The organism is Sporosarcina sp. FSL K6-6792 (assembly GCF_038004885.1).
Classification (GTDB): domain Bacteria; phylum Bacillota; class Bacilli; order Bacillales_A; family Planococcaceae; genus Sporosarcina; species Sporosarcina psychrophila.
The window spans coordinates 1,224,028-1,248,009 of record NZ_JBBOSA010000001.1 but is presented as its reverse complement, the minus strand read 5'-3'; the positions used below and the strand labels follow the sequence as shown (position 1 = coordinate 1,248,009).

Below are 23,982 nucleotides of genomic sequence, written 5' to 3'. Positions count from 1 at the left end.
GATATAGCATGGAACAAAGAATACCACTTCTGAAAGTAAAGGGATTTGGCGTAAGCTTTAAACAATACGAGAAAGGCTTAAAGCAGAAGGAGACTCAAGTTATTTCTAATTTCACATTGGATTTATATCCAGGTGAAATCATGGCTATCGTCGGTGCTAGCGGCTCAGGAAAAAGTCTACTCGCTCATGCGATTCTAGGAATACTGCCCTCCAATGCACATATAAGTGGAAGCATTGAATATAAAGGTGAAGAACTCACCCAGAAGAAAAAAGAACAGTTGCGGGGCAAGGGAATCTCGCTTATCCCCCAGTCAGTGGGATATCTAGATCCACTTATGAAAACAGGCAAACAGATAGACAGTCCATTAAAAAGCGTAAAAAGCACAGTCAAAAACATTATGAATCGTTTTAATTTGGAAGACAATGTGAAAAAAAAATATCCATCCCAATTGTCAGGAGGCATGGCAAGAAGAGTGCTCATTGGTACGGCATTAACATCGGGGGCAGATTTGATTATCGCAGATGAACCTACTCCTGGTCTGCATAAGACAATGGTTGATGAAACGTTGAGAACGTTGAAGGAACTGGCTAGCAGTGGAAAAAGTATTTTGATGATTACTCATGACATCGATCTTGCATTTATTATAGCGGACAAGATTGCAGTATTTAACAAGGGAGTTACTGTCGAGGTGGTCGACGCTAAATTATTTGAAATTTCTCCAGATAATGTGAAACATCCCTACAGCAAGGCTTTATGGAACGCTTTACCACAAAATGGATTTCATTCAATTCCAGGTAAGGATTATGGAGCTGATCTTGATGCAATACAAGAAATATTAGGTGGTGGAGTATAATGCTAACTGCAAAACATATTCATTATAAGTACAACAGCAACAAAGAATGGGTATTGGAAGACATTTCAATTGAGGTTAATGCGGGTGAAGTAGTGGGCTTAGTCGGAACCAGCGGTCGTGGTAAGAGTACGCTTGGAAAAATATTAGCCGGACAAATAGAAAAGTACAAAGGGGAGGTATTGCTGGATGAAAGACCTATTCAAAAAGGAGGTTATTCTCCAGTTCAACTGATTTATCAACATCCTGAATTGGCGGTGAATCCAAAATGGAAATTAGGCAAAACCTTAGCAGAAATAGGTGAATATGACGATGAACTCAGAAAAGAAATGGGCATCGAGAAAAAATTTCTGAATCGTTGGCCTAATGAACTTTCAGGCGGGGAACTTCAGAGAATATGTGTGATGAGAGCACTGAAACTGCAAACACGATTTATAATTGCGGATGAAATTAGCACAATGTTAGATGTGATTACACAATCTCAAATATGGCATATTGTCCTTGACTATGCAAAGAAAAATAACATTGGTATTTTGGTAATAACCCATAACGAGAATTTGGCTAGAGTGATTTGTACTAGAATAATCAATTTAAACTGATCATATACAATGGTTACTGTCGTGGATGCCAATAGTTTTTGGCGAGATTTTACTTCAGGTGAGACTTTGCTTGATCGGAGAGAGGCCTCAACGGAAGTTGATGAACGAGAAATTGCAGATTTGCTCATCGACCAGATTAAATTTGCCAATGTGTTGTTGTTGAATAAAACGGATTTAATTTCCCCGGAAAAGGCGGAAGAATTGAAAGGTGTTCTACACGCGTTATACCCGGATGCGAAGATCATCGAAACGGACCAATCCCAACTTGATTTAAGTGAAGTGCTCGACACTGGATTGTTTGATTTTGGGATCTCCAGTCAAAGTGTCGGGTGGATAAAAGAGCTGAATGAAGAACATGTTCCTGAGACAGAAGAGTATGGGATTGCGTCGTTTATCTACCGGAGTCAAAATCCGTTTCATCCGGAGCGTTTGATGAATTGGATTTTAGAATGGCCGGTTGAAATCGTCCGGGCAAAAAGATTTCTATGGCTGGCTACACGCGATGATGTCGCAGTTTTACTATCTCAAGCGGGTTCATCCCTAGGTATAGAAGGAGCCGGCGTTTGGGATGAAGAATTCGGTGAAAAAATGACTGAATTTGTAATGATTGGACAATTTTTGTGGATCCATTGCCTAATTTTCAGATCGAAATTTGACCTATAGGAGGAACTAGTATGAGGGTAAATATCACATTAGCTTGTACAGAATCAGGAGACCGCAATTACACAACTACAAAAAACAAACGCACTAATCCCGAACGGATTGAATTAAAGAAATACAGCCCGCGCTTGAGAAAAGTCACGATTCATAGAGAAACAAAGTAAAAAAATTTGCAAAGTTTTAAATCGTAATGATTACTAATTGGGGAGTGGAAATAGAATGGCGAAGAAATCTAAGGTAGCGAAAGACAAGAGGCAACGGAAGTTGGTTGCTTACTATGCGGTACTTCGTAAAGAATTGAAAGAGAAAGGTGACTATGAATCGTTAAATAAGCTACCTAAGGATTCTTCCCCAACACGATTGAAAAATCGATGCGAACTGACGGGGAGACCAAGAGGATATATGCGGAAATTTAACATGTCACGGATTGCTTTTCGGGAACTTGCGCATAAAGGGCAACTACCAGGTGTTAAAAAAGCCAGTTGGTAAAAGATATTCAACCATTCGGTTACTATAGAATGGTTGAATTATTCCAATGTGAGGTGCGGGGGATAAATGAGCTTGTATCAGTTTAACTCAGGAAACGGAAGGGAGATTTAAGTGTCTTGCCAATAAAACATCAACTACTTAGCAGTTTGTTACTCATGTTACTTGTTTTAGGAGCTTGTAGTAATAAAACGGAGGAATCGTCTGCTGAGTCAAAGGAAGAGAAGAAGCTACTAGATAGCACGAGTACAGAGATTGTATTAGACAAGATACCCTCTGAAATTATTTGTTTAACAGAAATCTGTGTGGATACCCTGCATCTTTTAAAAATCGATCCCAGTGCTGTATCAGCTGATGGAATCACGCAGGAATCAGAATTTTTTGGAGAAGCGGGTGCCGCTATCCCATTGATAGGCGGAACTTTTTTTGAGCCAAACATTGAAGATATTTATCAAACGAATCCGCAACTGGTTATTGGTTTAGGTGGCGTTCATGATAGCTTGCGTGAAAGTTTAGGAGATATACCGCTTTATATAGTTAATCCATTGTCATACAAAGATTCTATTGAATTCGTACGTGTAATGGGAAGCATAACAGGAAGGCAGGACTTGGCCGAGGCTGCAATTAAGAACTTTGAGGAAAAAATTGAATTATTTAAAGAACAAGCATCTATGGATATTACCACATTAGTGATGTACGGATCTGATGTGAATTTTGGTATTGATACAAAAGAAAGTGTTGTCGGCTCTTTATTAGCCGAAGGCGTCAGCTATCCATGGTCTACTGGTGGAGATGCTGAAAGTCATACTAGTGGGGGAGCTCAATTCTCTTTAGAGGAAGTCCTTAAGCAAAATCCAGATATCATCTTTGTCGAAACATTTTCCTTTGATAAGAAAGGACCGACATTGTCCGATCAACTCTCTGAAAGTCCAATTTGGAAAGAATTAAAAGCTGTTCGAAATGATGAGGTCTATGAAGTTAGGACCAATATCTGGGCAAATGGTAGAGGGATAGGTTCATTATCAATTGTTTTAGATGAAGTGACTGGGATTATTGAAAACGGTAAATAGGCCGAGAAGTGGGCAAAAAATACTATCTATTAGTTTATCCCTCGCACTTTTATGTATGATTCTATCGTTTGTTCTACTCATTTTAAGTTTAATGTTGGGCGAGCCTCGACTCTCATTTGCCTCCTTGTTACAAGTGTTGGATGGGCAGGCCACGAAGTTAGAGGAAATTGTTGTTTTTGAGATACGATTTCCAAGATGGGTTGTGGGATGGATTGCAGGGGCTCTTTTAGCACTTGCTGGTACAATGCTTCAAGACGTCCTTCAAAATGACTTAGCAGGACCGGAATTGACAGGAGTGTCAGCGGGTGCTGCGATGGTAATGGCATGTGTTACTATATTTAGCCTGCCATTATCTTTTTCACTTTATCCGTTAGCAGCACTGACTGGCGCTATGTTTAGCGGACTTATTGTGGTCACAGTAGCCTCCAGTAAATTGCGACGATCTTCTATCTTACTGGTCGGCGCTGCTATGACCGCAACAATAAATGCACTGGTGATTGTGGTGATAAGCATTGGAAGTCCAAATGACATCGGATTGTTGTTTTTCTATCTCACCGGCAGTTTAGCGAACCGAACGCAAGAGCATGTTTTGGCCCTTTTACCTTGGTTTATCATCGGCGTTCCTTTGGCATTACTTGCCGGAAAAGCTTTAAATGTTTTCCGTTTGGGAGATGAAGCGGCAAAGGCGCGGGGAGTCTCCGTAGATCGCATCAGACTTTTGGTATTTGGAATAAGCGCTACCTTAACTGCTGCTGTTGTCGCTTATTGTGGTCCAATTGGTTTTGTTTCGCTTATTATCCCTCATCTAATACGTCGGGGTGTTCAAAGTACAAACAGCTATGTTGTTATGCCATTAAGTATTCTTGCGGGCGGAACATTTTTGACAGGAATGGATTTAATTACACGAATTTATTTTTATCCGGTTGAAATTCCTGTAGGATTTCTCACTTCCATAATTGGTGGGAGCTGGCTCTTGTTTATGTTTATAAAAAGGAGAACCGGCTTATGAATATATATACTTTTAAAAGATTATGGTCTATTCTATGTATCTTACTTTTGCTGTTCTTTTCTCTTCATTTGATTTTAGGTGGTTTGAGTGTGGAAATTCAAACAGTTGTTAAAGAGCTCATGAATCCTAATCATAATTCTACAGTCCGGAATATTCTTCTAAACCTGCGTTTACCAAGAGCGATAATTGCTGTTCTTTGTGGGGGGATGCTTGGGTTAGCAGGTGCTTTATTGCAAAGTGTCATTTCAAATCCATTAGCTGAACCCGGTGTTATTGGTGTGACAGCTTTGAGTACACTGTTTGCTGTTCTTTGGATTATCTACTCGCCATTTTCAATTCTTATGAGTTATAGCCTTCCTGTAGTGGCAGCTATCGGAGCAACGCTTTCTGTTGCGTTGCTTTATCGGATCTCGAAGTTTCCTCATATCGGGATGCAGAAATTGGCTTTGATTGGTATACTTTTTTCAGTTATTATACAAGCTTTTATTTCTCTCATTCTATTGCAGCAACAACAAGCTATGGGGAGTATTTTACTATGGATGATTGGATCGCTAAACGGACGTACATGGTCACAATTTTATATGGTGGTACCTTTTGCACTGATTTTGATACCGATAGCACTTTCTTTTGCAGGTATAGTGAACGGCTTGCGTCTAGGTGACGAGAAAGCTCGAACATTGGGCATTAATTTACAATCATCAAAAAAATACATACTGCTTGTTGCGGGATTACTAACTGCAGGTGCCGTTTCAACAGTTGGAGCAATTGCGTTTGTAGGACTCATTGGACCGCACATCGCCAGACACCTAGCTGGAGAAGATGCCCGACTATTCCTGCCTATAAGTTTCTTGACTTCCTCTTTACTTTTATTGGCTGCAGATATAATTGCTCAAGTTGCAGTTCCATTACTGCCGGATGCTTGGGTACCGTTTACTATCCAATTGCCGACGGGTGCTGTAACAGCTTTAATTGGCGGACCCTTCTTTATGTACTTAATTACTAAAAACATGAAAGGTGGTAAAGTCAGTTGAGTCAACAAAATATACAATTGCAGGATATCGGGATTTCTTTTGGCTCAAAGGACGTAGTGACAGCATTTTCTGCAACGATTAAAGAAGGGAAAATCACTGTTCTTTTAGGCCCGAATGGCTGTGGGAAATCAACGCTATTAAAAGCTATTTCAAATATTGTAACGCCTCAAACAGGTAAAGTTTTGCTTGGAGATACACTAATTTCAAGCCTTTCTGCTAAAAACCTGGCAAAAAAAATGGCGTTGCTCCCGCAAGTTTACGATGCATCGATTCGGATAACGGTGGAAGAACTGGTCGAGCAGGGTAGATATCCCCATATGGGTGCAATTGGCATGCTCAGAAAACAAGATCATATTGCCATCGGAAAAGCTATGGAGATGACTTCAGTTAATCATTTGAAGAATAAATTATTGGACAACTTGTCTGGTGGAGAAAGACAGCGGGCATGGCTTGCTTTAGCGCTTGCTCAGGATACACCGATTATATTGTTGGATGAGCCGACAACGTTTTTAGATATCCAACACCAATTAGCAATGCTTGAATTGATAAAAGAGATTAATCAAAAAGAACAAAAAACAATTTTATTGGTATTACATGACTTAAACCAAGCACTTCAATATGCGGACGAAATTTTATTGATGAAAAACGGCTCGCTATATGTTGGTGGAAAACCGAAAAAGGTATTGAACGCTGAAACGATTAAAGATGTTTACAATGTGAAAGTCAGCTTAATAGAAGATGCACAGTCAAATAAATCATTTATTCTTCCATTCCACTGATTCTGTGTAAAATGTCACCTACTAGGCGTTAAAAATGCAAGTTGGTAAAGTCTATCCAACCATTCTTTAATTAAAGAATGGTTGGGTTTTTAAGTTACAAATACGTGAGGTGAGGAAAATGAATGATCGATTAATGGAATATTTATTAAGAAGCGAGGTTAAAAAGCTTACGGAAGAACAAAGGAGCCTGTATCAGTTTGTCATTGAGTTAGAGGATTCTTTGGCTGAAAGTGCTGAAACGGCTGATCATTTTCTTAGTCTTCTAGTGGAGAATTCTCCGTATGAACTCGCGGGCCGCCATTTTAATTTGCCCATAACAGAAGTGGTACATCTGATGACTGCTATTGAAGTAGAATTAACTAGGAAAATAGAAACAAGGTGTGGAAAGATGAAATGGGTTGATTATACTGATCACTTACTGCAAACAGTTGAAGAGGGACGGAGTAAAAAGCTATTTCTGTTTATCAATTAATAAAATTGATTGTAGCGTAAAGAGCAATTAACATGATTATCTTCATTGGATGTGGCTCTAGAGGATTACTAAAAAATTGTAAATATTGGTGTCCATCCTTTTTTTAAGTCGATTTAGAAAGTAGACAGATTATGAACTCAGACGATAAACAGCGCCTGTAAGAGGATTAATGAGATGGAATGAATTCTTATAAGGAACGAAATTACGTTGAACGTGTAAACACCAATCTCAAAGGTTATTTTCTACCAAATCAGATCTAACATTATACAGGAGAGAAAGCCAAAGTTCATTTCGACGGGGTTCATATTGAGTGCAACACTAGTAACTTGCAGTTAATCAACTCATCCAGCTTCAACTATTCACAACAGCGTAATCGGAATTTTCATTCGTTTTTTTAAGAAATCATTTGGACTCTGTTTCTTTATGATTTTTTAAGAGTACGTAATATGAAATCGATTCAATTGACTTTTAAAAAAGGGAAGAGTAAGATACGGAAGTACTCTAATTAAAGTACTTTGTTGAAACTGTAAAACATATTTTATTGGAAAGAAGGAAGAAATACATGAAATTTATACATTTCTTAAAAACAAAAGGGGCTATTGCCGCTATTTTTATGGGGATTTTTTACGCAATCGCCATGCTAGGAATATTTATCCCCGGGTATTCAGCCATTCCGAATAATATTGATCAAATGCCAATCGCTATGGTGAATGACGATGCAGGCGAATATGGGATAAAGATTGCAGAACAACTCGCAGAGAAATTGCCATTTGAAGAAATTGAAACGGATTTGACAAACAAGCAAGCGTTAGCACAATTAGAAAAAAATGAATTGGCGTTAATCATCCATATTCCTGTAACGTTTTCTGAAGACATGCAAAATGGGGAAACAGCATCAAGCATTGACTTTACAACCAATGGAGCAAGTGCGACAGTTGTTTCTTCGACAATGACTTCCATCGTTAATGAAATCAATAATCAATTAAGCACACAGTTTTCCACACAAACAGCACAAGGTGTATTGATGAATTTGAATATACCCGAAGAGCAAGCAACTGAAATGGCGGAAATGATCGAAACCGCATATGCTGGAAATTTGGTCACGATCAATGAGATTCCAGCGGGCATGAATAATACTATGCTACCAATGTTCTTAACAATGGCCGGATACACGGGTGCAATGATTGGCGCTATGCAATTAGTCGGAGCATTTAGAGCCAGTCGCGGAAAAGCAAGCAAGACGCGGCTATTCTTATATGTTCAATTAACAGCATTGTTAATCGCGGTTGTATCATCCCTTGTAGCTTTGGGTATAGCATATTTAGTCAGCAGCCATGGAGCTGACATATTTGTGAGCCTGACTGCACAGCAAATTTTGAACTATATGGTATGCTTCAATTTCACGGCGATTTTAATTTTCTTGATGGGTGAAGGCGGAATGGTTCTCAACTTGCCAATACTATTGGTCCAAACACTTGCCAACGGTGCGACAATCCCTCGGGAAATGATGTACTTGCCATATGAATGGATGAGCTATATTTCGCCGATGTACTATTCTGTCCAAGCGTACTTCGCGACATTATATGGCAGCGTCAGTGCAGCGCCTAACCAGTGGATGATGGTGGCTGTGGGAGCCGGGGCCATGTTAATTAATATATTAATTGTGGCTTTCCTTCACAAGCCGCAGCCTGTATCGGAACCTGAAACAGAGTCTGTAAGTATTAAGACGGCTGAAATCACTGCATGATTTTGTTACAATGAGGGAGTCACTTGCCGAAGGAGATTGATCATGACAATCCAAATATACATTTTGAGTAAATTAATCGAAGGCAATAATTATCCATATAAATTAAAAAGACAGCTGTCGGATCCGATTCCATTTGATAAACTTGCCGGATTGACAGAAAGTAAGTTGTATTATAATTTTAATACTTTAGCAAAACAAAGACTTATCGAGGCAGTGGAAATCATCAAAGAAGATCATCGGCCTGACAAGCAAGTATTTTCCATTACTGCAAAAGGCCGTGAAGAACTGCCGAAAAAAATATACAAGTTATTCGAAAAAGCCGACAAAATCAGTGAAATGCTTGTGGGCTTAGCCAGTATCGAGTACGTTGATCGCGACAAAGTGATTGCCATTCTTGAAAGGAAGTTAGCCGATCATAAAGACCGCTGGGAGTATTTGAAAAGTTTAAATGAGCACGTAGATGTTGGAAAAGAAAAAGAAAAGCTCATGGAATTTATGGGCGATTATTTCCCCAGCAAGGCCGAGCATACAGCGAGCTGGCTTGAAGTGTTGATAGACCTAATAAAACAAAGAAAAATATAATTGGATGAATGAATCTAACGCTATTGGAAGCTTGTACTTCCGTGTAATTAAAGGGTTTATTCCCTATGAGTTATGTTGGTATCAGCTTTTATGATTATTGCTTACTGTATGGTTTTTATCAAACTAAAGAAGTCTTTTGGGTAAAGAAAATTACTTTATTAAATGAACCGTTACGTCCTTGAATAAGGAAATAACGGTTCATTTTTATTTTCATTCAAGTAATTGTTTGTCTGTCCTGTAGAATAGAGATACATTTTATTCAAATGAGTGTTTGCGTCCGTCAAATTTATCACTAGTTGAAATCGATTACTGATATGGTGGGCTTCAGGAGGGGCTTTCCAAATCTCAGTGGTAAGAGAGCCATATCTTGAGACATAATTTATATTAGCAAAAAAGAAAGCTAGATAACTGCATCTTCTATCTCTCTTGATTCTACGGGATTAATGACCCGACCATCGGCTAGGTTCACCATGATGGTACCGTAACTCTTTCTCTTTTTTATTGCGAAATCAGCGATACAAATGGCTTCAATGTCCTCTTAATTTATTACCAATATGCTTTTTTGATAATTACAGATTGCGCTCTTTTCCACTTCATTATAAAACAATGTACAAACAATTCAACTAATTGTGGAAGTAACCTCTTTTTCATTTACTTTAAAGAGAATGAAGAGCCATCAATAATTTCAACGTCTTTCCTTGCTTTTACTTCATCCATTAATTTGAAAAGCGCCTCATCTTTTTTCTTTGCCTCAATCATGCAGTCAATTCGTGGAATACTACCCTTTATTACATGAAGGAATCTAAAAAACATATCGATGTCTACATAATCTGAATGATGGCGAAAAGCTTTATCACTCTTTGGACTTGATATATGTATTTTTATTGAGAGCGGAGAATGTCTCCATGTCTGAATAACTCTATTCCAGTTGGTTTCCCAATTTGCACCTAGGTGATGGGCCAGATGATGATGATGATCGAAAACAAGAGGTATATCTAGTTTTTCACATAAGTAAAGTGTATCTTCGAACGTAAAAGAAGTATCATCATTTTCAAGCATAATCATATTTTGAATCCTTTTCGGAACGTCCATCCAATTATCAACAAAACGTTCAAGTGAGAGTTCGGTTTCTTTATAATTACCACCAAAATGCATGACACAGCGATGAGTCGGGTCAATCCCCATCGCCTTTAGTAATAAGTAATGTAGCTTTAAGGTACTAATTGAATTTTTTAAGATATGCTTCTCTTTAGAATTAATCAGAACAAAGTGATCTGGATGAAAATCAACTCTAATATTTATGTTTTTTTGCGAAATCTCCAATCTCACGAAGCGGTTCTATTAATGGCTTTATATAATTCCATTTAAGAAGCTCCTCATGGTTTGCTAAAGGAATAAGGCGAGAGGTTAGCCGATAAAAATGAATATCAGACGCTACATTATGTTTTAACAGTCTTAGTGTATTATGTAAATTCGAAAGTGCAATACGTTCTAATTTACGGATGGCAGCTTCCCGATCATCAATTTTTTTGAATTGGGTAAAAGTCATTGTTTGCGAAGGGGATGCATTATCAAGTTCCATACTCATTGCGACATAACCAAGACGTACAATCGTCATCTATTCCACCTCATCGGTATTATCATTATTCAGCAAATGTTTTTGTACTGAAAGCGAAGCGTCAGCTACAGAAGACTCTCACCTTCATAGGTGGGAGATGAATGCAATTTTTTTACCTGTTAAGCGGGTGTCAAAATATCCGCTGACCAAAGAAAGAAAGGCAATCTAAGTTCGCCGCGTCCTGCGGCAACGGTTGCATGATCTACATCCTGTTTGCCTCAAGCTCGATTCAAAATCTGGACTCAATAAGTGATTAATTCTATTCTTCGCGGTTACCATTCCACAGATGACCCTGAAGTACGTTTGACTCCTCGAATTGCAGCTATTTCATCTACAAGTTTCAGCATGGCAAGGTTTTTTTGTTTTGCTTCTATCATTATGTCAAAGTCCTTATTAAGCTCCTTTGCCATCTTTAAGAAGGGGAGGACAAAGTCTAAAGAAACAAAGTCGGCATGAGAACGATAGGCTTGATCTGATTTCGGTGAAGAAATGTGAACTTTTGGGACAATATTAAAGGTATTCCAAGTCTTAAATATGCGGTCCAAGTAAAGAGGGAGGTCACTCTCCACGTTATTCGCCATATAGTGATGATAATCGAGTACCATTGGAATGTTTTCCCTTTCACAAGTAATGAGTGTTTCCCGAACATCATACGTTTTATCATCATTTTCTAGCGTCATCTGCTTCTTAATTTCCTTTGGCAATTTTTTGAGATTTTGATGGAAACGGTTTAATGACGCAGTTTTATCCCCATAGGCTCCGCCAATATGAATATTTATTAATCCCGTATCAAGAAAGTTCATAGCTTTGAGCATCCTAAAATGATATTCCATACTTCTTACTGCATTCGTTGTGACTTCTTCTCTTTGGCTTGTGAAAAGTGTAAATTGATTTGGGTGAAAGCTTACTCTAAGCTTGAAATTTTGGACTAAATTCCCGATTTCTTCCCATTCGTTTTTGAATGGAGTTAAGAAATCCCACATCACTTCCGGATGGGTTGCTAAAGGGACAAGTGAGCTTGAAAATCGGTATAATTCTATTTCATGCGCGATATTATAATACAAAATTCTTTTTGTGTGCTGTAAATTTTGTGCTGTTATCGATTTCAATTTTTCCATTCTCTCGTTTATAGGGAGCGTTGAATACCGTGTAAAAGTTATAGTTTTTGATGGACTTGCATCCCATAAGCCTAGTGCATTACCTACATATCCGAACCGGATTTTCATCTACTTTTCCCCTTTATTTAATACTTTGAGGTTCAAATCTAATCTGACACATAATATCTAAGAGCATTTTAAACAGTGAGGGGAAATTTATACATAAATATTATCTGCATAAATCCATTTATGTATACACAAAATGAGAATGGTTAACCCGCTTCGTTAATTGAGTAGGCTTTATATAAGCTAACGGTCCATGAGAGACAATTGGTTCAACCTTCCTTTTACTTGTTCATATAATGTATTGAGAGGAGGTTAAACTAAATGGATCGATTTATTCTTTTGATGTTGGCTAGTATTTTAGCTGGATTTGCATTATTAAAGGTTCCCTTATCAGATACTTTTTTAGCGGGTTTAGAGCCGATAACTAACTTAATAGGTATTTTGGCAATTTTGATTTTCTCCCTTGTCCTAATGTATAAAGGTTTAATGGCGCTACTGGGGAGAAAATGATAAGAAGTTTAGACTCAGAAGTTATTCTGAGTCTTTTTAAGTTACTACTCACAAATATATTATTATCTAAAAGGTTGCAAACATACAATGGCATTGTAAAAAAATATGGTATTTCACTCTTATAGGTAATACTTATTCAACTAACGAGTGCGTTACTGAAAGAGGGAATAGAAATATGAGAAATGAAGATAAGATATGCTATCTAGATTGTACAGGCTAGAATAGTTTGGGTTTTTTTGATACTTTCACTTGAATCCCCTATTATAGAAGGAACAAGTCTAGTCTGAAGTGGTGGCGATTTTGGCGAAGATAATACCATACAAAACTAGGCAGCAATTATAAATAGAAAAGGCGGTTAAAGTATGCACGTGTGGAAGCCCGCTTGGGATGGGAAGAAGCAAATTGGCACAATGTAGTAGATAGAGAAACGAAGTATGAGGGGTGCAATTTAATGATAAAGTATGAATGGCGAAAAAAGGATAAAGAAATCTATTTACCAAAACAGATCCCTACTATTTACAATGATACTGAAAAGACGTATATCAAATTACAAGGTGCAGGACATCCAGATAGCGATTCATTTCGGATAAATGTGGAAGTTTTATATGCATTGTCTTATAGTATTCGAATGATGCCGAAGAGTGGCTACACACCACAAGACTACTATGAATATACAGTATTTCCGCTTGAGGGAATTTGGGATTTAGATGAAGAGGGAAGAAAATTGGATTACCTGGATAAAAATCATTTTGTCTATCAATTAATGATTAGACAGCCTGACTTTGTGACGAGGGAACTTTTTCAAAGGGCTGTTGAAAATGTACGAGCAAAAAAGAAACATTTAGCAGTTGATACAGCAACACTCGAATCTTTTTCTGATGGATTATGTGTTCAGATGATGCACCATGGTAGCTACGATAAAGAACCAGAAACGTTTTCTAAGATGGAAAAGTATTGTGAGGAACAAGGTTTGATACGAATTGAAAAAAGCCATAGAGAAATCTATATTACAGATGCAAGAAGAACAGCTCCAGAAAAATTAAAGACTGTGCTAAGATTTAAAGTTTCTAAATAAAAAAATGTTCGTTTCGCGCTTTATTTAAAACGAATCGTATTCTCAAATACCCCAAGCTGTATTTTGTATATTCCCATTCAATTAGTAATGCTTTTTTATGCCAGACGAATGAATTCGAAAAAGAGTATTTGAAGTTGCAAAATACATAAGTGGTCAGTGTATATAGTTAAAGAGAATATTGGGTAGCGTTAACTCGAAAAAGTTAGTCTTTATAACAAATAACGTCATGAAAAGCCTTACACATATTATAGAGATTGAATAGAAGAAACCTAGGTATATCAGGAATTAAACGCTCTAAAAACGTCCTCGTGGGACATTATGTAACGAAAATTGATTCAATAAAAAACACCTAAAACATTGTTGATTTCAATGTTTTAGGTGTTTTTTTATGGTAAGTATTTGGTTGGAATTGATTGTTTATAAAAAGTGAAAAAAACGTCTCTTTCAAATTGAACAGCAGTGTGCTCAGTGATCAGGCTCTTTAATAAGGGGGAACGAAAAAGCCCAATATCTTAATATTAATACTAAGGAATTAGGCTTTTTAATATTGGAATTTCTTAATGTTTTAAATCCGTATTTTCCTGATGCTACACTAAATAATTGGATATCATTTTTCATCTTCGAATTCGCAACAATTATGATTGCATAAATTCATTGAAAAAAGTGAGAAACTGTGGTAAATTTATATAGTTATACGCTATTTAAGTAGATTGTGTATAGATTACCCTATTTTAATTATACATCATAAAGCCCTTTTTAGTCAATATTTTTTTGAGAAAAGAAGTGTTTGATGTGAATATGGAACTTCGCCAGGAGCAAGAACGAGTGGACAGCGTAATTAGTTGATCAGATGAACAATTTTTGTCATATGATTCGTCTTGGTATTGAGCGATAAATGGGAGGGAAAGAAATGAAACCATATGTACTAGAGTTACGGGAAATCGATAAAATGAGTCAAATGGTGGTTGGTGGCAAAGGGATGAATTTGGGTGAGTGTTCGAGGATTGAAGGAACACTTGTACCAGAAGGTTTTTGTGTTACCACTGAGGCATATAAAAGAGTCATTGGGGAAAATGAGGAACTTCAACAATTACTAGATCAACTAGCAGTTCAAAAAGTGGACGAACGAAAAAGAATTAGTGAAATTAGCAGGAAGATTCGTGAGCTGATTGAGGGGATTGAGATCGAGAAGGGGATCGAACAAGATATCGATCAATGTCTCTTAACATTTGGCCTAGAGCATGCATATGCTGTTCGTTCAAGTGCAACAGCCGAGGATCTTCCATTTGCCTCCTTTGCTGGTCAACATGACACTTATTTAAATATCATCGGAAGAGATAAAGTATTGCGACACATCAGTAAATGTTGGGCTTCCCTATTTACTGATCGCGCAGTAATTTACCGAATCCAAAATGGATTTGAACACAGCCAAGTTTTCCTCTCCGTTATCATTCAACGCATGATTTTTCCACAGGCTTCAGGAGTTTTATTTACTGCTGATCCGCTTACTTCTAATCGAAAGCTACTATCGATCGATGCTAGCTTTGGACTAGGGGAGGCCCTTGTTTCCGGCTTGGTATCGGCGGATTGCTATAAGGTGCAAGAAGATGAAATCGTCGATAAGATGATAGCAACCAAAAAACTGGCTATCTATGGGCTAAAAGAAGGCGGAACAGAGACGCAGCAGATCAATCCTGATCTGCAAAAGTCTCAAACACTTACTGACCAACAAATTTTACAACTAGCACGCAAAGGAAGACAGATTGAAGCTTATTTTGGTTGCCCACAAGATATCGAATGGTGTTTGGTTGAAGATACATTTTATATTGTCCAGAGTCGCCCAATCACTACTTTATTCCCTGTCCCTGAAGCGAATGATCAAGAAAATCACGTTTACGTTTCTGTCGGTCATCAACAAATGATGACCGACCCCATGAAACCATTAGGATTGGCTTTTTACCTGTTAACGACTCCTGCACCCATGCGTAAAGCTGGTGGAAGGCTGTTTGTTGATATCACACATAGTCTGGCTTCACCTGTTAGCAGAGAAGTTTTAGTAGATACGCTGGGACAATCCGATCCGCTTATAAAAGACGCACTAATGACCCTAATCGAGCGGGATTTCATTAAATTGTTACCAACTGATGACAAAGAGCTGAGTCCAAGTAGTAGTAATGAAAGTATGTCTTCTGCGGGTTTTCAAACACAAATCAAAAACGATCCTACAATCGTTTCTGATTTGATAAAGAGTAGTGAAACATCGATAAACGAGTTAAAACAAACCATCCAAACGAAATCAGGATCAGATTTATTTGATTTTATACTAGAAGATCTGCAGCAATTAAAGAAGATTCTTTTTGACCCACAAAGTTTGGGTGTGATTATGACTGCTATGGATGCTTCATCATGGATCAATGAAAAAATGAATATGTGGTTAGGTGAAAAGAACGTAGCAGATACGCTTTCCCAATCTGTGCCAAACAATGTTACTTCGGAAATGGGTCTGGCGCTATTGGATGTCGCAGATGTGATTCGTCCATATCCAGAAGTAATTCATTATTTACAGCATGTAAAAGATGATAACTTTTTGGAGGGAATCGTTACGTTTGAAGGAGGACAGGAAAGCCAAGATGCAATAATAGCTTATCTCAACAAATACGGAATGCGATGTGCTGGAGAAATCGATATGACTAAACCTCGTTGGAGTGAAAAACCAACAACACTTGTCCCAATGATTCTCAGTAACATCAAAGAACTTAAGCCTGATTCTGGCAAGCGGAAATTTGAGCAAGGGCGGCAGGCAGCTTTGAAAAAAGAACAAGAGTTAGTAGATCGATTGATGCAATTACCGGATGGTAAACGAAAAGCCGAAGAGACAAAACGAGTGATTAGCCTAATCCGAAGCTCCATCGGTTATCGTGAATATCCAAAGTACGGCATGATTAGTCGCTACTTCGTTTATAAGCAGGCGTTACTGAAAGAAGCCGAACAACTCGTACAAGCCAACGTTATTCATAAAAAAGAAGATATTTACTATCTCACATTTGAAGAACTTCGTGAAGTCGTACGAACAAAAAAACTGGATTTCGAGATTATCTGCAAACGTAAGAACGACTACAAATTTTATGGAAAACTGACGCCCCCGCGTGTACTCACGTCTGATGGTGAAATCATTGCAGGTAACTACAAACGAGAAAATCTCCCAGCCGAATCGATTGTAGGACTACCTGTTTCTTCTGGAGTTATTGAGGGACGAGCACGTGTCATCTTAAACATGGAAGAAGCTGTTTTAAAAGAAGGAGATATATTAGTCACCTCCTTTACTGATCCCGGCTGGACACCATTATTTGTCTCCATAAAAGGTCTTGTTACCGAAGTTGGTGGACTGATGACCCATGGAGCAGTTATCGCACGTGAATACGGCTTACCAGCAGTTGTCGGAGTGGAGAATGCTACCAAGCTGATAAAAGATGGACAACGTATTCGAGTAAATGGAACAGAAGGGTATATAGAAATACTATAATTCATTACATTTAAATCATAAAAGAAGAGCATACGAATTAGAAGCATCATTGACATCATGGTGCTTTGGGGACTATGTTTAGAACCCTGTGACTAGGACATATGAGCAGTCATTTTCTAACTAGGGAAATCCTAATTTTTTTAAAAATAATTATGAAACCCAGCAATCTTCTCATTTGGAGGTAGCTGGGTTTTTAAAGTTTGATGTGCAAAATAACAATTTAAATAAGCGCAAATTATTGGGGAAAGTGAAAATCATGATGGTTCGGGCTAAGGTTACTTCTTGAGTTTATGAAGTGAACTTTGGTAGTTGGAAAAAGGATTGTATGCCTCCGGTTCGATTGACAAGCAACTACACGGTTGCTTATACTTAATGTATGAAGGACAAAGACGCTATATTCAAAGCACTTGGCGACTCGACTCGGCGGCTGATATTAGACGAACTATCCGAACGCAACGAGCTAACGTTGTATGAACTTACGGTACGTCTCATTACGAAGCACAACCTTACCATTTCGCGACAAGGGATAGCTAAACATCTTTCTGTATTGGAAGATGCAGGGCTTGTAAAATCAAGACGAAAGGGAAAATATCGAGTACTTATGTTCAACACCGAACCACTTAAAAACTTGCTGAATGGATGGATAGAGTAATTTTGTGGAAAAACAAGAAAAAATATTCCGCAGACGTAAGTAAGGAGATAAAAGGCGGATGAAGTCACTGAGTGTGTTTTGAATGGTATATTAAAAAGGGCATTATAGGAACAGGATTTCGAACGAACGTGCGTTTTTCACTTGCAACCAGATTGTTAGCACAGCACCATACATCGCAAATATCAAAGGAGGCAAAAAACAGTATGAAAATTATTGTTACTAGTATATTCGTAGAAGATCAAGACAAGGCACTAGAGTTTTATTCAGAAACGTTGGGCTTTGTAAAAAAGCATGACGTTCCTACCGGAGAATTTAGATGGATTGCACTTGTTTCTCCCGAGGAGCAAGAAGGTACTGAGATTTTGCTCGAGCCAAATAATCATCCAGCAGCCAAGGAGTATCAAAAGAAACTATTTGAAGAAGGCATACCTGTAACAATGTTTGGTGTTGAAGATGTTCGCAAAGAGTACGATAGGTTATTGAAACACGGCGTGAACTTTTCTATAGAGCCGACAGAAATGGGCGAAGTTACAATAGCTGTCTTCGATGATACATGTGGAAACCATATTCAGATAATCCAGCAGTAACTTTATGCGGATAACAGAGTAGAGTTAAGCTTAGCAACCTATTAACGCGTGGCACCAAAGCATATGGTATAGGAATGAACTGAGTATCTGCGTATGTAGGAAGTTTTTATTTAAACACTATTGCTTCAGAATTAAGGTTATTCCATCAAAGGGCACTTTTCCGGAGTAACGAAAAAAGTCCAATGTCTCAATTTTAATATTGAGACATTGGACTTTTTTATATTTACTTATAGTGTTATGTAACTTAAAGAACAAGAAAGCTTGCCAGCCTTTCAAAATCCTCTACTGTATGTATTGGTGTCGAATCAAATCAGTGGAGGTAGAAAGGAATGCTGGCAATGCCTGAAGTGAATGGGCACATAAGCATAAGTGCAATGATGAATGCTTACATAAAATAGTTTAGTTTGATTCACTGTTTGGGTCAATTAAGGAGTACATTCATTATTAACATGATAACGTCCTTTTGGTATGGCAAAAGGAGAGCCTGAAACCGGGTCTTTTATCACCATGCAATCGAGGCCGAATATGTCTTTAACTAATGTGCTTGTAATAACCTTTGATGGCTCACCCTCAACGATAAGCTTTCCTTTACGAAGTGCAAAAATATAGTCTGCATAGCGCGCGGATAAGTTTATATCATGAAGAACCATTACAATCGTAGTTCCGTGCTTTCGGTTAAGGTCTGTGAGTAGGTCAAGAATTTCGACTTGATAGGTGATATCTAAAAAGGTTGTTGGTTCATCAAGAAATAAAATATCTGTTTGTTGAGCCAGAGCCATTGCGATCCAGACGCGCTGTCTTTGACCGCCAGAAAGCTCGTCAATATCATTATTTGCAAGCTCAGTTATATCCATAATACTCATAGCTTCGGCGACTGCATCATAATCCTTTTTTGTCCAACCGCTGAGCAATGATTGGTGCGGAAATCTTCCGCGTCCAACCAAATCAGCGACAGAAATTCCTTCTGGAACAATGGGGGATTGCGGTAGCAGTCCTAAAACACGAGCTAATTGTTTTGATGGGATTTTGCTGATGGGTCTTCCGTCAAGAGTGATTTTTCCAGACGTAGGCTTTATAAGCCTTGATAGTGTTTTAAGAAGCGTAGACTTTCCGCAGGCATTTGCTCCAATAATAACGCTTATTTTATTACTTGGGATAATAAGGCTGACTCCATGGATGATCGTTTTATTATCATAGCCCGCTACTATTTCTTCGGCTTGAAAAATATGTGTCGGTTTCATTATAATTCTCCCCTTCGATTCATTCGGATTAGCAAGAAGATCAGATACGGCGCTCCGAGTATTCCTGTTATGACGCCCACAGGGTATCTAGCCACAAAAGCAAATTGTCCGATTAGATCTGCCGCCAAAACTAAATTAACGCCAACAAGACCTGCGGGAATTGCGCTTGAGAAGCCAACTCCGACTAGTCTTTTTGCAATTGGTCCGGAGAGGAAGGAGACAAATGCTATTGGACCCGTGGTAGCAGTAGCAAGAGAAATCATGCAGACGGAACTAAAAATAAGCACAATTCTTGTCTTGTCCGTGTTCACTCCGAGAGAAGTGGCCGACTGTTCTCCAAGTTCCAATATACTTAGGTGTTTTCCTAGCACTATAATAATAGGTGTAAAGATGAAAACTGATAGTATCAAAGGCGGAAGTTCGTGCATTTGTGAGCCATTGAGGCTACCGCTGAGCCATCTGAACGCTGCGGGGAGATCTTGTTCTGCACCGATCAGTAGAAGATAGGATATTAAAGCGCCAAGCATGGCTTGTATGCCTATACCGATAAGAATTAATCTCCCGATTGAAAATGACTTTCCCCTAGATAATATGTAAATTAGTATTACAGTAGCAAGGCCAGCGATCACGGAAGCAATGGAAACAACAGCTCCGCTAGTATGAAGTATGACTATACAAAAAACAGCCGCTGCGCTCGAGCCGCTAGTAATACCGATTACATTCGGGTTAGCTAGGGGATTGCGCAACATAGTCTGAAAGGTGTTTCCGGCAATGCCGAAAGCGAATCCAGCGAAAAGACCTGCCAGCATTCTTGGTAGACGTATGGTATTAATGGCAAAAGAAGCACCTTGGAGTTCTTCTCCAGAAAGTACTCGGATTACATCTATTACGGGATAGATGGTGTTCCCCAGTAAAAGCATCGCACAGCAAAGAATGAATGCAAGTGCTGCTAGGGAGCTGGTAACAAGTATCCATCGACGGTGTCTTTGACGTCTGCCCGCCATAATAAACTTAACAGATTCATTTTTCATAATGACCGCACTTTCGATTTCATAGCTAATAGTATTAGTATCGGTGCTCCTATAAATGCTGTAACTACACCGACTTCAAGCTCTCCAGGGCTACCGATGAGCCTGCCGCTTACATCTGATACAGTCAAAATGATGGCTCCTGAAATAGCTGACATCGGTATAACAAAACGCAGGTCAGGGCCAAGAATAAGGCGCATGACGTGGGTTGATAAAAGCCCAACAAAGCCAATTGGACCTGCCAGGGCAGTAGCTGAGCCGCACAAAAGAACGGCCCCAAGAGCTGCAACAAGCCTCAGTATTCCTGTTTTAACGCCGAGTCCGGTTGCAACATCGTCTCCCAGGGCAAGTGCATTTAGTGCGGGTGCAGAAATAATAGCTATCAGTATTCCAATTATCAAAAAAGGGGTAAAAGTCGTAATAGCGCTCCAGTTTGCTGAGCCAACACTTCCTACCTGCCAAAATCTGAATTGATCCATGACATGAGAACGTGGAATCATTATTGCGATGACTAGAGAAGAAAGGGCGGCACTTGTAGCGGCTCCCGCCAAAACAAGCTTAATGGGCGTGGCGCCACTACGCCCCATAGAGCCGATTCCAAATACGAAAATCGCAGTAAGCGCAGCACCAGCTAAAGCTAGCCATATATATTGATTGGCGCTGCTTATGTTAAAGAATGCAATTCCGCAAACAACAAACAATGATGCACCTGTATTAACCCCCAGTATACTCGGGTCTGCAATCGGGTTGCGAGTGACCGCTTGCATAAGCGCTCCTGAAACTCCGAGTGCTGCACCGCAAAGTAAACTGAAAACTGTTCGTGAAATCCTTTTGCGAACCGCATTTGCTTCGTAGGAGTTTACGTCAGGGTGAAATAAACCGTCCATCACTTCATTTAATCCCACCATACGAGAACCTAAAGCCAGGGATGCAAACATGCACAAGCCGAGCAAGACAAAACAAATCACTAGAACCGTTATAAAATTCTTCGGAATATGTAAGCTTGACTTTTTTATTTTGGAAGCCGATATACTATTCATTTAATTTCTTAATGGCTCCTCCTATTAATTCAAGGTATTCATCAATCGTATAAGATATTGCAAGTGGATTTGGGTTTCCAGAAGCAGCCATAGGAGTATCGTTACCAATGAACACAACTGAACCTCTTTGAATCGCTGGAATTTTGCCTAACAGGGGATCAGCTTTAACTGCTTCATATAGGCTTTCATCACCATATCCAATTATGATATCAACGTCGTTAAGAATATCAGCATTCTCAGCGCTTAATGACAATGAGTAGCTAGTAGGATCAGTAATCTGATTCGTGATACTTTCAGGATATTCCATACCTAGCTCAATTAGAAAAGCACCTCGAGGATCTTTAGGTGTATAAAGATGGAGTTTAGACATATCTTTAGCTGAGAAGTTGACCCAGGCAACTTTTTTACCTTCCATCTCAGGATATTTACTTGATTCCTCCTCAATTAGTTTCTCAGTGTCTTTAATAAGTTGTTCGCCTTCTGCTTTCATACCCATACCTGTTGAATTTAATATAACTTGGTCACGCCATTCGGTTGCCCAAGGAGCGTCCTGAAAGGCCACAACTGGAGCGATTTTACTAAGGACATCATAGTCTTCCTGTGTTATACCCGAGTATGCTGCAAGAATTACATCAGGGTTTGCATCTGAAATAGCCTCAAAATCAAGACCATCGGTATCCTGGAAGATATTAGGTTCATCTGCGCCGAGTTCCTCGAGTTTTTTAGCTGTCCAAGGCAAAAGTCCGCTGTCATCCTGAACCCCGTAATTAGCCGCTGAGAAACCTACAGGTACAACTCCGAGAGCGAGAACAACATCATGATTAGCCCATTGAACTGTAACAACTCGTTCAGGCTTGCTAGCAATTTCAGTTTCGCCAAATGCATGCTTGATTACGATCGGAAATGCAGTATTTTCATCTTGAGAAGCAGGTTTTTCTGTTTTAGATGTTTCGGTACTTTCCGATGATGAATCAGGTGTTGAACTTGATTTCTCACCTGAACAACCAACTAGTAGTATCATAGCCATTGCCGAAATTAGTAATGCTTTTAATGAGATTTTTAGCTTCGTATTCATTTTCATAACCTTCCTTATCATAAAATGTATTTTTAGTAATTGTTGATTAATTTTACTGAGTAAACTCACAAACATTACTATTTTGTAAAGTTTTTCGGGAAAAATGTTTTTGCTTTCCGCTCCGATAATGATCAGAGAATCAGCTAGGGAATGAAAATTTCTTTTTTGGTCTCCTTTTCATAATTGATAATGATAATCATTCTCTATTTAATGTATATTCTCTTTGATGGGTTGTCAATGAAAATTTATAAGAGCTACTCGCGATATACGAGGGGTGATGGGTAGCCGAATTTCTAGTGCTTATCGCGAATAATTGGTTCTTAATTGTGCACTCTAACCGCTCTAACATCCCTTCTAGAATGGGTACTCGGTTGTTCGCCTTTTACTCCAATGAAAAAAATATAATTGATAATAATGCATAACAAAAAAACTTGGAAAAAAATAAGGCTGAGCCTTGAGTTGGGTTCTCTGCAATCTTTGGAATCAAGAAAACTTACAGCTTGTAGTTTTTGATGCCGTGGTTAATGCCGAAACGTATAATAATCAGCATAAGTTGATAGAACTAAATTGGATGAAACACTTCATAACATTGATGGATAAGTAACATTTGGAAGCTAAGTAGTTATATATGATTACTTAGATCAGGCCATAGTTGTGCATATTTCAAGTTGCGATGCATATAATAAAGTTGACCATTTGCCTTGAATAGGATTTTATTCAAAGGAAAGGCTAATGGTCATCGGGATGTCTTTTATGGGATCCTGGGGTTAGATATCTGGTGATGATTAGGCACCGTGAAAACTTGATACACTTCCCGGACTTCGGGTGCCGGAGGTTGGCAAGCAACATAAAAACCTAATCATTATATACGAGAAGAAGGGAGGAAGTAGTCATACTTTCCTCTCTTCTTTTTGATTGAAAATAGGTGACTCATTATGATGAATGATAAAAGGACAATTGAAATGTTATGCAAGGGTTTTCGGCATTTGAAGAAGTAGTGAGTAAAGAAATTCATTAACGTATAGGTATACCGAATTCCTCCCATCAATGTACACTCTGTCTCACTCCTTCCAAAGGCAGCGTATGTGACCTTAAGAGAATCATTTAGCGCTTTGTCTTTAAATTGCTAGTATGAAAAATATTGATTTGGATCCAAAATCTGAATTTAATCGGGAGACTCCCTT

General features: G+C 38.7%; 21 protein-coding genes and 2 pseudogenes. 17 read left to right on the top strand and 6 right to left on the bottom strand.

Annotated elements, in window-relative coordinates:
* The first annotated feature begins 8 nt into the window (after positions 1-8).
* The 12 genes and pseudogenes from MKZ26_RS05985 to MKZ26_RS05930 all read left to right on the top strand — a co-directional run bounded on the left by MKZ26_RS05985 (position 9) and on the right by MKZ26_RS05930 (position 9,286).
* Positions 9-854 carry an ABC transporter ATP-binding protein gene (locus MKZ26_RS05985; RefSeq protein ID WP_340765088.1) on the top strand — a complete coding sequence of 282 codons (846 nt, stop codon included), beginning with the start codon at positions 9-11 and terminating at the stop codon, positions 852-854.
* Positions 854-1,450, top strand: coding sequence for an ABC transporter ATP-binding protein (locus MKZ26_RS05980; protein WP_340765085.1), 597 nt, complete (start codon positions 854-856; stop codon positions 1,448-1,450). The genes MKZ26_RS05985 and MKZ26_RS05980 overlap by 1 nt, the downstream gene beginning before the upstream one ends.
* A 6-nt stretch (positions 1,451-1,456) precedes the next feature.
* A pseudogene (locus tag MKZ26_RS05975) lies at positions 1,457-2,062 on the top strand (CobW family GTP-binding protein); the annotation flags it as partial.
* Positions 2,063-2,124: 62 nt separating this feature from the next.
* A complete protein-coding gene (gene rpmG, locus MKZ26_RS05970; protein WP_187047410.1) occupies positions 2,125-2,274 on the top strand; it encodes a 50S ribosomal protein L33 in 150 nt (49 codons plus the stop codon).
* A 55-nt stretch (positions 2,275-2,329) separates the two neighbouring features.
* Positions 2,330-2,599, top strand: coding sequence for a 30S ribosomal protein S14 (gene rpsN / locus MKZ26_RS05965; protein WP_340765080.1), 270 nt, complete (start codon positions 2,330-2,332; stop codon positions 2,597-2,599).
* Positions 2,600-2,715: 116 nt separating this feature from the next.
* Positions 2,716-3,666, top strand: a complete 951-nt coding sequence (locus tag MKZ26_RS05960) for an ABC transporter substrate-binding protein (protein WP_340765077.1) — start codon at positions 2,716-2,718, stop codon at positions 3,664-3,666.
* Complete coding sequence (locus MKZ26_RS05955; RefSeq protein WP_340765074.1) at positions 3,650-4,675, top strand: FecCD family ABC transporter permease; 1,026 nt, start codon at positions 3,650-3,652, stop codon at positions 4,673-4,675. The genes MKZ26_RS05960 and MKZ26_RS05955 overlap by 17 nt, the downstream gene beginning before the upstream one ends.
* Positions 4,672-5,706 carry a FecCD family ABC transporter permease gene (locus MKZ26_RS05950; RefSeq protein ID WP_340765072.1) on the top strand — a complete coding sequence of 345 codons (1,035 nt, stop codon included), beginning with the start codon at positions 4,672-4,674 and terminating at the stop codon, positions 5,704-5,706. Before MKZ26_RS05955 ends, MKZ26_RS05950 begins: the two co-directional genes overlap by 4 nt.
* Entirely contained in the window at positions 5,703-6,485 is a 783-nt protein-coding gene (locus tag MKZ26_RS05945; protein WP_340765070.1) for an ABC transporter ATP-binding protein, read from the top strand. The genes MKZ26_RS05950 and MKZ26_RS05945 overlap by 4 nt, the downstream gene beginning before the upstream one ends.
* Positions 6,486-6,603: 118 nt before the next feature.
* The gene (locus tag MKZ26_RS05940) at positions 6,604-6,957 is read left to right on the top strand and encodes a hypothetical protein (protein WP_340765068.1); all 354 of its coding nucleotides are present in this window, start codon (positions 6,604-6,606) and stop codon (positions 6,955-6,957) included.
* Positions 6,958-7,519: 562 nt separating this feature from the next.
* Positions 7,520-8,704 carry a YhgE/Pip domain-containing protein gene (locus MKZ26_RS05935; protein WP_340765066.1) on the top strand — a complete coding sequence of 395 codons (1,185 nt, stop codon included), beginning with the start codon at positions 7,520-7,522 and terminating at the stop codon, positions 8,702-8,704.
* A 42-nt stretch (positions 8,705-8,746) separates the two neighbouring features.
* Positions 8,747-9,286 carry a PadR family transcriptional regulator gene (locus MKZ26_RS05930; protein ID WP_187047418.1) on the top strand — a complete coding sequence of 180 codons (540 nt, stop codon included), beginning with the start codon at positions 8,747-8,749 and terminating at the stop codon, positions 9,284-9,286.
* A gap of 651 nt (positions 9,287-9,937) precedes the next feature.
* Here MKZ26_RS05930 and uvsE (MKZ26_RS05925) read toward each other — a convergent pair.
* Both uvsE (MKZ26_RS05925) and uvsE (MKZ26_RS05920) read right to left on the bottom strand, forming a co-directional pair.
* Positions 9,938-10,904: pseudogene (uvsE, locus tag MKZ26_RS05925) on the bottom strand (UV DNA damage repair endonuclease UvsE).
* 272 nt (positions 10,905-11,176) lie between these two features.
* The gene (gene uvsE, locus MKZ26_RS05920; RefSeq protein WP_340765064.1) at positions 11,177-12,130 is read right to left on the bottom strand and encodes a UV DNA damage repair endonuclease UvsE; all 954 of its coding nucleotides are present in this window, start codon (positions 12,128-12,130) and stop codon (positions 11,177-11,179) included.
* A gap of 258 nt (positions 12,131-12,388) precedes the next feature.
* On the opposite strand from uvsE (MKZ26_RS05920), the gene MKZ26_RS05915 reads away from it, so the two are divergent.
* The 5 genes from MKZ26_RS05915 (at position 12,389) to MKZ26_RS05895 (ending at position 18,414) form a co-directional block, all read left to right on the top strand.
* Positions 12,389-12,577: a hypothetical protein gene (locus tag MKZ26_RS05915; RefSeq protein WP_340765062.1), complete on the top strand. Its 189-nt coding sequence runs from the start codon at positions 12,389-12,391 to the stop codon at positions 12,575-12,577.
* A gap of 451 nt (positions 12,578-13,028) precedes the next feature.
* A complete protein-coding gene (locus tag MKZ26_RS05910) occupies positions 13,029-13,652 on the top strand; it encodes a GyrI-like domain-containing protein (RefSeq protein WP_340765060.1) in 624 nt (207 codons plus the stop codon).
* 910 nt (positions 13,653-14,562) lie between these two features.
* Positions 14,563-17,175 carry a phosphoenolpyruvate synthase gene (gene ppsA / locus MKZ26_RS05905; RefSeq protein ID WP_340765058.1) on the top strand — a complete coding sequence of 871 codons (2,613 nt, stop codon included), beginning with the start codon at positions 14,563-14,565 and terminating at the stop codon, positions 17,173-17,175.
* Positions 17,176-17,551: 376 nt separating this feature from the next.
* Complete coding sequence (locus MKZ26_RS05900) at positions 17,552-17,827, top strand: ArsR/SmtB family transcription factor (protein WP_340765056.1); 276 nt, start codon at positions 17,552-17,554, stop codon at positions 17,825-17,827.
* Between the two features lie 203 nt (positions 17,828-18,030).
* A complete protein-coding gene (locus MKZ26_RS05895; protein ID WP_067207969.1) occupies positions 18,031-18,414 on the top strand; it encodes a VOC family protein in 384 nt (127 codons plus the stop codon).
* A 425-nt stretch (positions 18,415-18,839) separates the two neighbouring features.
* On the opposite strand, the gene MKZ26_RS05890 is transcribed toward MKZ26_RS05895, so the two are convergent.
* From MKZ26_RS05890 to MKZ26_RS05875, 4 genes are read right to left on the bottom strand one after another with little or no spacing between them, the layout of a single operon-like run.
* Complete coding sequence (locus MKZ26_RS05890; protein WP_340765053.1) at positions 18,840-19,655, bottom strand: ABC transporter ATP-binding protein; 816 nt, start codon at positions 19,653-19,655, stop codon at positions 18,840-18,842.
* The gene (locus MKZ26_RS05885) at positions 19,655-20,686 is read right to left on the bottom strand and encodes a FecCD family ABC transporter permease (protein WP_340765051.1); all 1,032 of its coding nucleotides are present in this window, start codon (positions 20,684-20,686) and stop codon (positions 19,655-19,657) included. Before MKZ26_RS05885 ends, MKZ26_RS05890 begins: the two co-directional genes overlap by 1 nt.
* Positions 20,683-21,723, bottom strand: coding sequence for a FecCD family ABC transporter permease (locus tag MKZ26_RS05880; protein WP_340765050.1), 1,041 nt, complete (start codon positions 21,721-21,723; stop codon positions 20,683-20,685). The genes MKZ26_RS05885 and MKZ26_RS05880 overlap by 4 nt, the downstream gene beginning before the upstream one ends.
* Entirely contained in the window at positions 21,716-22,798 is a 1,083-nt protein-coding gene (locus MKZ26_RS05875) for an iron-siderophore ABC transporter substrate-binding protein (RefSeq protein ID WP_340765047.1), read from the bottom strand. Before MKZ26_RS05875 ends, MKZ26_RS05880 begins: the two co-directional genes overlap by 8 nt.
* Positions 22,799-23,982: the final 1,184 nt, after the last annotated feature.

Excerpts from the sequence above, each read along its gene's own strand:
- MKZ26_RS05985 (WP_340765088.1), top strand. The coding sequence starts at position 9 with ATGGAACAAAGAATACCACTTCTGAAAGTAAAGGGATTTGGCGTAAGC.
- MKZ26_RS05980 (WP_340765085.1), top strand. The coding sequence starts at position 854 with ATGCTAACTGCAAAACATATTCATTATAAGTACAACAGCAACAAAGAA.
- rpmG (WP_187047410.1), top strand. The coding sequence starts at position 2,125 with ATGAGGGTAAATATCACATTAGCTTGTACAGAATCAGGAGACCGCAAT.
- rpsN (WP_340765080.1), top strand. The coding sequence starts at position 2,330 with ATGGCGAAGAAATCTAAGGTAGCGAAAGACAAGAGGCAACGGAAGTTG.
- MKZ26_RS05950 (WP_340765072.1), top strand. The coding sequence starts at position 4,672 with ATGAATATATATACTTTTAAAAGATTATGGTCTATTCTATGTATCTTA.
- MKZ26_RS05940 (WP_340765068.1), top strand. The coding sequence starts at position 6,604 with ATGAATGATCGATTAATGGAATATTTATTAAGAAGCGAGGTTAAAAAG.
- MKZ26_RS05935 (WP_340765066.1), top strand. The coding sequence starts at position 7,520 with ATGAAATTTATACATTTCTTAAAAACAAAAGGGGCTATTGCCGCTATT.
- MKZ26_RS05930 (WP_187047418.1), top strand. The coding sequence starts at position 8,747 with ATGACAATCCAAATATACATTTTGAGTAAATTAATCGAAGGCAATAAT.
- uvsE (WP_340765064.1), bottom strand. The coding sequence starts at position 12,130 with ATGAAAATCCGGTTCGGATATGTAGGTAATGCACTAGGCTTATGGGAT.
- MKZ26_RS05915 (WP_340765062.1), top strand. The coding sequence starts at position 12,389 with ATGGATCGATTTATTCTTTTGATGTTGGCTAGTATTTTAGCTGGATTT.
- MKZ26_RS05910 (WP_340765060.1), top strand. The coding sequence starts at position 13,029 with ATGATAAAGTATGAATGGCGAAAAAAGGATAAAGAAATCTATTTACCA.
- ppsA (WP_340765058.1), top strand. The coding sequence starts at position 14,563 with ATGAAACCATATGTACTAGAGTTACGGGAAATCGATAAAATGAGTCAA.
- MKZ26_RS05900 (WP_340765056.1), top strand. The coding sequence starts at position 17,552 with ATGAAGGACAAAGACGCTATATTCAAAGCACTTGGCGACTCGACTCGG.
- MKZ26_RS05895 (WP_067207969.1), top strand. The coding sequence starts at position 18,031 with ATGAAAATTATTGTTACTAGTATATTCGTAGAAGATCAAGACAAGGCA.
- MKZ26_RS05890 (WP_340765053.1), bottom strand. The coding sequence starts at position 19,655 with ATGAAACCGACACATATTTTTCAAGCCGAAGAAATAGTAGCGGGCTAT.
- MKZ26_RS05885 (WP_340765051.1), bottom strand. The coding sequence starts at position 20,686 with ATGAAAAATGAATCTGTTAAGTTTATTATGGCGGGCAGACGTCAAAGA.
- MKZ26_RS05880 (WP_340765050.1), bottom strand. The coding sequence starts at position 21,723 with ATGAATAGTATATCGGCTTCCAAAATAAAAAAGTCAAGCTTACATATT.
- MKZ26_RS05875 (WP_340765047.1), bottom strand. The coding sequence starts at position 22,798 with ATGAATACGAAGCTAAAAATCTCATTAAAAGCATTACTAATTTCGGCA.